8 protein-coding genes and 1 tRNA gene are annotated in these 6,834 nt (G+C 62.1%); 5 read left to right on the forward strand and 4 right to left on the reverse strand.

The genetic code is table 11. The features are described 5' to 3' along the window. Positions 1-72 precede the first annotated feature (72 nt). A complete protein-coding gene (locus NMG80_RS02510) occupies positions 73-825 on the reverse strand; it encodes a tryptophan 2,3-dioxygenase family protein (protein WP_254016679.1) in 753 nt (250 codons plus the stop codon). A 160-nt stretch (positions 826-985) separates the two neighbouring features. Here NMG80_RS02510 and NMG80_RS02515 point away from each other — a divergent pair, with 160 nt between their 5' ends. Then, positions 986-1,459, forward strand: coding sequence for an Lrp/AsnC family transcriptional regulator (locus NMG80_RS02515; protein ID WP_254016680.1), 474 nt, complete (start codon positions 986-988; stop codon positions 1,457-1,459). Between the two features lie 501 nt (positions 1,460-1,960). After that, on the forward strand, positions 1,961-2,209 hold the full coding sequence (locus NMG80_RS02520; protein WP_254016681.1) for a hypothetical protein: 249 nt from the start codon (positions 1,961-1,963) through the stop codon (positions 2,207-2,209). 63 nt (positions 2,210-2,272) lie between these two features. On the opposite strand, the gene NMG80_RS02525 is transcribed toward NMG80_RS02520, so the two are convergent. Next, positions 2,273-2,659: an ester cyclase gene (locus NMG80_RS02525; RefSeq protein ID WP_254016682.1), complete on the reverse strand. Its 387-nt coding sequence runs from the start codon at positions 2,657-2,659 to the stop codon at positions 2,273-2,275. A 119-nt stretch (positions 2,660-2,778) separates the two neighbouring features. Between NMG80_RS02525 and NMG80_RS02530 the strand changes: the two genes are divergently transcribed. The 3 genes from NMG80_RS02530 to NMG80_RS02540 all read left to right on the forward strand — a co-directional run bounded on the left by NMG80_RS02530 (position 2,779) and on the right by NMG80_RS02540 (position 3,641). Further along, a tRNA-Gln gene (locus NMG80_RS02530) sits at positions 2,779-2,852 on the forward strand. Between the two features lie 112 nt (positions 2,853-2,964). Beyond that, entirely contained in the window at positions 2,965-3,147 is a 183-nt protein-coding gene (locus tag NMG80_RS02535; protein ID WP_254016683.1) for a DUF3606 domain-containing protein, read from the forward strand. Positions 3,148-3,311: 164 nt separating this feature from the next. Next, positions 3,312-3,641 (forward strand): GYD domain-containing protein, encoded by a 330-nt coding sequence (locus tag NMG80_RS02540; RefSeq protein ID WP_167391219.1) that lies wholly within the window; start codon positions 3,312-3,314, stop codon positions 3,639-3,641. A gap of 56 nt (positions 3,642-3,697) precedes the next feature. Here the strand turns inward: NMG80_RS02540 and NMG80_RS02545 are convergent, their stop codons facing one another. Together NMG80_RS02545 and NMG80_RS02550 are read right to left on the reverse strand one after the other, a co-directional pair. Next, positions 3,698-5,848: an EAL domain-containing protein gene (locus NMG80_RS02545; RefSeq protein WP_254016684.1), complete on the reverse strand. Its 2,151-nt coding sequence runs from the start codon at positions 5,846-5,848 to the stop codon at positions 3,698-3,700. 223 nt (positions 5,849-6,071) lie between these two features. Further along, on the reverse strand, positions 6,072-6,671 hold the full coding sequence (locus tag NMG80_RS02550) for a YdeI/OmpD-associated family protein (protein ID WP_254016685.1): 600 nt from the start codon (positions 6,669-6,671) through the stop codon (positions 6,072-6,074). Between the last annotated feature and the right edge of the window lie 163 nt (positions 6,672-6,834).

The raw sequence follows: 6,834 nt of genomic DNA on the forward strand, positions 1-6,834 counted from the left end.
GTGGGGGAGATGTCCGGCAGGACAGAGGGGGGCGCTGTCCCGCCGGCATCAAAAAGGTTTCTACACCTGCCCCTACCCTACCTTCGCCTCCGGGTGGCTGATCGGATCCCGTACCGTCCCATACTGGCTGCCCCAGCGGTCGGTCATGTCGCAGCGTATGTCCCACAGCTCCGGGAAGAAGCGATGAAGGGCGCCGGCCTGCAGCAGTTCGACCGGCCGGCCCTTCAGCGATCTCGAGCCCAGCCCGATCGAACGGTGGATAAGGTAGAGATGACTGGCGCGGAATTTCTGGAACAGCTCGTCGAATTCGATCAGCGCCTCGGCGACGACATAGCTGTCGCCGTGATCATACCTGATATCGTAGACATCCTCGACCGAGAGCCCGCGACCATCGAGATAGGACGCCTGGAAGGCGCGCCACAGGTCCGGCGGCATGCGCAGCAAGAGCTTGAAGCCTGGCGATTCCTGGCCGCTGCCATTGCCGAGCTGCAGCCGAATCTCCTGATATTCCTTGGGCGACATGGTTTCGAGCAGGTCGAGCTGCACCGTCATCATGCGCATCAGCCGATGCACGCGCCCCATCAGCGTGACGACGCGATGCGTGTTCTGCTGTTCGAGAAAGTCGACGACATCGACCAGCGTGTAGGTGATGAGCTTCATCCACAGCTCTTCGACCTGATGCACGATCTGGAACTGCAGCTCGTCGGCATTCACCATCTCGGCCAGCGGCTTCTGGCAGGCGAGAAGCTTGTCGCATTGGAGGTAGACGCCGTAGTCGCGCATCTCGGGCGCTTCGATGCGGGCATAATAATCCGGCTTGTGCATGGCAGCTGCTCCTTTGCCCGGCCCGTCGGTTCAGGGCATCTGTTCGGTCCGAGCCTGGAGAATAAGCGATTTTGGCTTAAATATTGTTCCCTTCTGTTATTCAAATAGCGAGAATTGAAGGACGAAATTCCATGCATGGCGCCGTCCAGGAGAACGTTTGATGCTGGATGCTCTCGACCGGAAGATCGTAGCAGCGCTGGAACGCGACGCGCGTACCTCCTTTGCGGTGCTCGCCGACGAGGTCGGCTTAAGCAAGACGCCGTGCTGGAAGCGGGTCAAGGCGCTGGAGGACGCCGGCATCATCCGCGGCTACTCGACACGGATCGACCCGGCAAAACTCGGCTTCGGCATCGAAGCCTTCATCCAGGTGTCGATCGATTTCGAGCTTTCCGAAGCCTTCGAGGCCGCAGTCCAGGCGCACCCGCTGATCCGGCGCTGCCACGCCACGACAGGCGAGGCCGACTATCTCCTGCAGATCGTGACGGTCGACATGATGGCGCTGGACAGGATGCTGCGCGTCGAGCTCAGCCGCCTGCCCGGCGTGCGCCGGACGATCACGTCGATGGCCATGCGCGAGATCAAGGGTGACATTTCTTTCGCCAGTGCCGTGGGGCATGCGCAGCAGAATCGATAGAGGCTTAAGGCGTGTAGCCCAGCGCGGCCAGGGCCGACAGCCCTGCGATCAGGCCAATTGCGATAACAATGCCGAAATGCCGTTCCAGGAATTTGCGCCCCTGCCAGTCGTATCGCATATCTGAAACTCCGCCGCGTAATCTGGGGCAGCGTGTTCAGGCGTCAAGGCCGGGTCCTTGACAGGCGGTAGACAGGCAGCTGCCCTTGTTCATATCGTGGTTCATACTGGAACGTGGACGACACTCATGGCCGAGCATTCCTCGATGGGAGAAAGCGGCTCCCAGCCCGTTGCGGACCCTCGCCTGGCCTTCGTTTATGCGGAGGCGGTGCGTGGTCTCCAACACCAGCAGAACGCGGTGGAGAGCCTCAATACCCGAGCTGGCAATCTGATCTTTGCAACCGCGTTCGTGAGCTCTCTCCTCGGCGGCAGGGCTCTCCTAGTGGGCTGGAGCTGTGGGACTGGCTGGCGCTGGCGCTGCTTTTCCTGATCGGGCTGCTGGTCGTGATCATGTTGTGGCCGTACTACGCCTATACGTTCCGCTTCGATCCGGAGCAGCCGCTCCAGGACTTTGTCGACAAGAATCCTTCCGAAACCATGGATGTGATGCACCGCGCGCTTGCGCTCCGCATTAAAACCGACATGGCGAACAATTGGCGGATCATTCAGCGCCTGCGCATGGCGCTACAGCTTGCTCTGTTTCTATTGTTGCTGGAGCTTTTGGCGTGGCTGTTGGCGATAACGCGAGTCTAGCTCAGGACAGATTGTCCAGCAGCAAAAAGATTGCTTTGAGAGATAAGTGGGTAATTTCTCACGCTAAAGCTGAGCTTCGATGGCAGCCTTGTCTACGACAGACCATACTTCTACAATTGTTTCGTCACGAAATTCATATATAACATTTTCGGCAAAGGAAACTCTCCTCCCCTTTACAGGGAGGCCGAGGAACCTTTCTTTCGGCGTGCAGTCGAACCCGAGCCGGCTCGCTATATAAGGCGGATCGGAAATCAGCATCTGGACGTTGAAATAAAGGTCCGGAATTTCAGCAAAGTCTCTCTCCAGCATTTTGAGATAACCTGATAGCCCGAGCCGCCGACCGTTGTGGATCACCTCATCATGAACGAACTGTCCCAGCTTCGGCCAGTCCTGCTTATTCAGGCAGGCGATGTAGTCTCGGTAGACGTCGGAGAGGTCGGTTCTAGTCACGGCGATTGCTCCTGTCTCAAGGCCCTGCTGAACGGGCGTGTCTCTTGCTCAAGCAGATGACGGCATGAAGCGGCTTCATGCGCACATGAGAAAGTGTTAGACAGTTTTACTTCCTCTATTCCCGCTTCGTCTAATGGTAGGACAGCGCCCTTTGAAGGCGTGAATCGTGGTTCGAGCCCATGAGCGGGAACCAGCATCGCCGCGCCAGGCAACCGATCGGACCGGCGTGCCGTCCTTTTCCGAACTGGCAAGGTGGTCGGGCCTACCAAAGAACCCTATAACCACCAGATATGACGGAGGACGACATGGCCGACGACAAATCCAAGAGCAAGCAGGACCGCAAACCGGCCGCCGGCGAGGAGCCTTACGACGTAGCGGCGTTTGCGAAAAAATACGGCATACCGCCGAGCGAGGCCGCGACCATCATCAAGCGGTACGGGCCTTCGAGAAAGAAGCTCGACGCGCATTTGGCGAGCCGCAACGCCTGATCCGCATCCGGCGGCGTCGGCCTGAACAGGTGTTGCGATTACATTAGCTTGAGCGCATATTTCGTCAGCCGGTGAACCAACCAAGCCGGTCAGGCTCGGCGCCAGCCCCCCTCGATCCCCTCGACGCCGAGCCGCTGGGGGATCGGCGGCCCTGGAGGCGAACCATGCCCATGTATCTCTCACGATTCAGCTATACGCCCGAGACCTGGGCGCGCCTGATCGAAAACCCCGAGGATAGACGCGAGGCAGCCCGCACCTACATCGAATCGGTGGGCGGAAAGCTGCACGGGTTCTGGTACGCCTTCGGAGAGCACGATGGCTGGAACCTGTGGGAGGCGCCCGACAACGTTTCGATGGCATCTGTCATGCTTGCCATTGGTGCGGGAGGAGCGCTCAGCTCGTACGAGACCACCGTTCTCCTGAGCGTCGAAGAGACGATGCAAGCCCTTGGTAAGGCGAAGTCGGTCCGCTATCGCCCGCCGGGAAAGCCCTGACCTGACCAGTCGCGCATCAAGACGCCGGAACGGTCTGCGGACTTTCGCGCGGCTGGCTAGGCTCGCCGTCCGGCTGCCGCCGGCGCGCTCGCCCGTGTCTTGCTCGCCCGTGTCGCGCTCACTTGTGTCGCGCTCGCCCGGATCGCGATTGCCCGTGTCACGATCGCTTGCAGCGGCTCCGGCCGGTGCAGCAGAAATCCCTGGCCGAAGGCAATGCCCATATCCGCGAGAATGTCGAGCGCATCCTGCGCTTCGATCTTCTCCGCCACCACGGAGCAGCCGAGGCTCCTGGCGATGCCCGATATGGCCGAGACGATTTCGCGGTCGAAGCGGCTCTCGGCAATATGCTCGATGAACGAACCGTCGATCTTGATCGCATCGACCGGAAAGCGTCGGAGATATTCGAACGAGCTCATGCCCGCCCCGAAATCGTCAAGGCTGACGCGGCAGCGCCGCTCGCGCGCCTTGCGGACGAACTGTTCGGCAGCAGTGAAATTGGTGACCGCGGCGGTTTCGGTGATCTCGAAACCGATGCCGGAATGCGGCGCCCCGGTTTCAGCGATGACGGCGTCGACGAAATCCCAAAGCTGCGGGTCGCTCAGCGTCTGCGCCGACAGGTTGAAGCCGAGCGTGAGCGCCCCTGACTTCAGCGCCGGACCATGAAGCGACAGCGCCGTCCTGATGATCCAGCGGTCGAGCCGCGACGCGACGCCGAACCGCTCCGCCGCCGGGATGAACTCGCCCGGCGGGATCAGCCGCCCGTTGCGCCCGGCGAGCCGCGCCAGGACCTCGACATGGCGGCTTTCTTGCCAGGGCTTTCCGAGCTGGTGGATTTCCTGGCCGAACAGTTTCAGCCTTCCGTCTGCCATGGCATCGACGGTGTCGGCGGCCAGCCGCGCCGCATTGAGGCCGCTGGAACCGGATGTTGCCTCAGGCGAGAACACTGCGAAGCGATTGCGCCCGGCTGCCTTGGCCGCATAGCAGGCGTCGTCGGCGCAGGCGAGCGCGTCGGCCACTGCGGTATTCGCATCGGCGACAAAGGCGATACCGATGCTGGCCGCGAGCTTGCGCGACGCCGCCGTCGAGCCGAGGTCGGCGTCGCGAACCGCCGCGAGAACGGCGCCGGCGAGACGCTCGGCTTGCGCTGCGTCGCAGTCAGGCACCAGCAGCGCGAATTCGTCGCCGCCGAGGCGCGCGGCATGCACCGACGGCGGCAGACAGCCCAGAATGCGCTCGGCGACGCGCTTCAGTGCAAGGTCGCCGGCGGCGTGGCCGGCGAAGTCGTTCAGTGCCTTGAAGTAGTCGAGATCGACGTAGAACACCGCGAGCCGGCGCGCCGTTGCGATGTGCTCGGCCAGCAGCCGGTCGAAAGCGGCGCGGTTCAGAAGGCCGGTCAGCGCGTCATGGCGGGCCGCATGGGCAAGTTCCTGCTCGCGTTGCTTCGCCTTGGTGACATCGCGCACGGTGCCCAGGATCTGGCCCGACGACTGGGCATCGGCGATGAACCGTATCAGCGATTCGACATGTCGGATTTCGCCGTCCCGCTTGATAATGCGGTATTGCACGGCGACGACCTTTTGGGTTTGCAGCGGCGCCAAATGGGCCCGCTCGGCGTCGGCCCGGTCGTCCGGATGCAGATAGCTGTGCCAGAGCTCTTGCGACACCTCGTCGGTGTCGGCGACAAGCCCGAAGATCTCCCGTGTGCGCTTGTCCCAGTAGCTTTTGCGTGCGGCGAGATCGTGGTGCCAGATGCCGGTGCCGCTGGCCGCCAATGCCAGGCCAAACCGCACATTGACCTGTTCAAGTGTTGCTTCTGCTTGCTTCTGCTTGGTGATGTCGGTCTGCACGCCCATCAGTCTGACCGGCCGCCCATCGGCATCGCGTTCGACCACTCCGCCGCGATCGAGAACCCATACCCAGTGACCGGATTTGTGCTTCAGTCTGAGCTCGGTCTCGATCGAGTCGGTCAGGCCGGCAATGTGGCGTTCGCCGCTGGCCACCGCCCGCTCGCGATCGTCGGGATGCGTCAGCTGCAGCCAGAGATCGCTTGTCTTGGCAAGCTCACCCTCGCCATAGCCGAGCATCTGCGACCACATTGCCGAGTAGAAACAGTCGCCGCTCCTAAGATCCCAGTCCCAGACGCCAAGATGCGCGCGGTCGAGCGCCAGCTCCCAGAACTCTCCGTTGCGTTCCTTCTTGTCGGCCATGTCCTGGACTTCGCCCGCCTCGTCGCGGCCCCCGCCTTGTCGCGGCTATTGTGCGGCAAAAGCAAAGAAGAAACCGTTACTGCGTAGCGGCTGGGGGGACGGCCAATCTCCCCCTTGGGCAAGGCAATCGCATCTTGCGAAGAGGACCCCACCCCTAACCCCTCCCACAACGGGGAGGCGAACTTTGCGGCAATAGCAGCCACAGCCGCGACGGCGCCAGCCCTCACCTCTTCCCTTGCGGGTAGATCGTCTCACCGCGCTTCAGCATCTCGACGAACGCCGCGATCTTCTTCTTGCGCCCAGCCTCGGTCTTCATGTTGTGGATGCGGAAGGCGAGCGCGAAGCGGTTCTGCGCGCTGAGCCTTGCCAGCATCGCCTTGGCCTTGGGCTCGGCGTCTATTGCGGCTTGCAAATCCGCGGGGATTTTCATGTCCTTGCCGCTTGCATAGGCGCGCGCCCAGCGGCCGTCGGCCTTCGCCGCATCGACCTGTTTCAGCCCATGCTCGGTCATCCGGCCCTCCTCGATCAGCCGGGCGACGTTGTCGACGTTGATCTGGCTCCAGGTGCTCTTCCTGCCGCGCGGCGTGTAACGCTGCAAATAGCTCTTGTCGTCGAGCCCCTTGCGCACGGCGTCGATCCAGCCCCAGCACAGCACGACGTCGATAGCCTCCTTGGGCGTGATCGAAGGCAGCCGCGAACCGACCTTGTGAATCTTGATCCAGACTTCTGTCTCGGTGGCGTGGTGCTGGCCGAGCCAGGTGTAGAAGCTTTCGGCATCGCTGAATTCCCGCACCTTGGCGGGATCGACCTTCACCGGCGCCATCAGCGGGTCTGCCTTTGTGTGGTCGTCATCGGTTCTCCTTGCTGCCCCGCCTTCATCTGATGAAGCAGCAACGGAGCCACCGTTGCAAGGCTGGCGGGACAGCAAAGCCGCCGATCTCCCCCCTTGTGGGGGAGATGTCCGGCAGGACAGAGGGGGGCGCAGC

Origin of the sequence: Mesorhizobium escarrei (assembly GCF_935825525.1) — a bacterium.
GTDB classification, from domain to species: Bacteria; Pseudomonadota; Alphaproteobacteria; order Rhizobiales; family Rhizobiaceae; genus Mesorhizobium; species Mesorhizobium escarrei.